Origin of the sequence: Paractinoplanes hotanensis (assembly GCF_023717965.1) — a bacterium.
GTDB lineage: Bacteria > Actinomycetota > Actinomycetes > Mycobacteriales > Micromonosporaceae > Actinoplanes > Actinoplanes polyasparticus.
Map to the genome: position 1 here is coordinate 1 of NZ_JAMQOL010000118.1, position 1,836 is coordinate 1,836.

1 protein-coding gene and 1 pseudogene are annotated in these 1,836 nt (G+C 64.3%); both read left to right on the plus strand.

Features of this window, described 5'->3' with window-relative positions; all coding sequences use genetic code 11:
• Positions 1 to 94 precede the first annotated feature (94 nt).
• Positions 95 to 1,117: pseudogene (locus tag LXN57_RS47645) on the plus strand (NsdA family TPR-like regulatory protein); the annotation flags it as partial.
• A gap of 26 nt (positions 1,118 to 1,143) precedes the next feature.
• Positions 1,144 to 1,689: a GNAT family N-acetyltransferase gene (locus LXN57_RS47650; RefSeq protein ID WP_251804953.1), complete on the plus strand. Its 546-nt coding sequence runs from the start codon at positions 1,144 to 1,146 to the stop codon at positions 1,687 to 1,689.
• The last annotated feature ends 147 nt before the right edge of the window (positions 1,690 to 1,836 follow it).

Consider the following 1,836-nt stretch of genomic DNA (forward strand, 5'->3'; position numbering starts at 1 on the left):
CGAGGACCGCCCGAAACCACCGATTCACCCGTGTCATCCCGAATCGGCTGTCATTCCTTGCTGAGATCAGTTCACTGGCGAGTACGACAGCGCCGCCAGCACCCTGGAAAGGCAGATCGCAATGGCAACTCGGCGTGCGGCACGCTTCACCACGTTCGCCGAGATCGACAATGTCGGACCGGAGGCAATAGCCCAGCTTCAGGACGACGTGGTCCATCTCGCTAACGCCTACATCCACGACCCGCTCGTCTTGATCATGGGCGACATCATCGACACTCAAGAGACGGTGTTCCAACTCCTCGAAGGCAGCCAGAAGCCGACCTTCGCCCGCGACCTCTACATGCTCGCGGGCGTCGTCTCCGGGATGATTGCCAAGGCGAGCCACGACCTCGGTCGAACACACGAGGCCATGACCCACGCACGCACGCTATACGTGTGCGCCGAAAACGCCGACCACCAGGGACTTCGGGCCTGGGCGCGCGGTCTTCAAAGCCTCATCGCCTACTGGGCCGGCCGACCAGTTCAAGCCGTGCGGTATGCACGATCCGGCACCGACACGGCGCAGAACTTGCGCGGATCAGTCGGTGCTTGGTTGCCCGCCCTAGAAGCTCGCGCCTGGGCTGCTATGTCACATGGCCAAGAAGCGAAAGCCGCGCTGAATGCGGCGTCTGACAGTCGCACGGCACACGAGCCCGACGATCTCGATTCCATCGGTGGGATCCTTGGCTTCCCCGCGGCCAAGCAGTACTACTATGCCGCCGGAACGTACGTGCACTTGGACGGCAGTCAGGATCAGGCCGAGACCGCAGCGATGGCCTCCCTGAGCATGTACGAGAACGGAAATCCGCAGGAGAGGTCGTTCAGCGACGAAGCTGGAGCACGCGCCGAACTAGCCCTTGCGCGCGTACATGGCGGAGAGCTTGAGGGCGCCCGCGAAGCACTCGCACCGCTTCTTGCCCTCGCACCCGACCGTCGCATCGGAGGAATCGTGGCAAGCGCCGAACGCGTACACCAGGCACTGGGCGCCAAGCACCACGTCCGGGCGGCGATCGCCCGCGACCTGCGCGAAGAGATCGAGTCGTTCTGCCGGGTGCCGGCCGCTGCCCTGACCTCCTGACCCCGACCTTCCGATAGCGTCGCGGGATGCACCCCGTAACCATCACTGGCGCCCGTGTGCACCTCAGGGAGTTTCGCGCCGATGACCTCCAAGACTCTATGGCGGTTGTCGGCGACCCGGAGGTCACACAGTCGCTCAGCTTCGACGCGCGTTCCGAGGCTGACCAGAAGAGCCGCCTGGCAGCCGACGTCGCGAGAGCGAGCCAGGACCCGCGGCCTGACTACTACCTTGCCGTCGCCGACGCCGACGACTGCCTCGTTGGCTTCGTCCGCATAGGGCTAGGACGCGACCGAAGTGGCGAGCTGGGCTACGCCATCAGGCGAGCAGACTGGGGCAAGGGCTACGCCACCGAAGCCAGCACTCTCATGCTGAACTTCGGCTTCCGCGACCTGGGCCTGCACCGAATCCAAGCCGCCTGCGGACCGGACAACCGTGCATCACAGCGACTCCTCACGCGCCTCGGCTTCCTACCAGAAGGCAGAATCAGAGACCACGTTTTCACCAACGGCGCCTGGCGCGACTCGCTCCTCTACTCGATTCTTGACAGCGAATGGACAACGCATATTCCCTGATTGGACTGCGGTGGTCGCGGTGGGTCACGCTCCGCACGAGGGAGCGTCAAGGACTCCGCGTGCGCTTGCGCGGATCTGCCGATGAGCGGACGCGTGATCTTGGTAATAGGTCCGCGTAAGGGAGCCTTTTTGGTGGGCGGCCAGGCC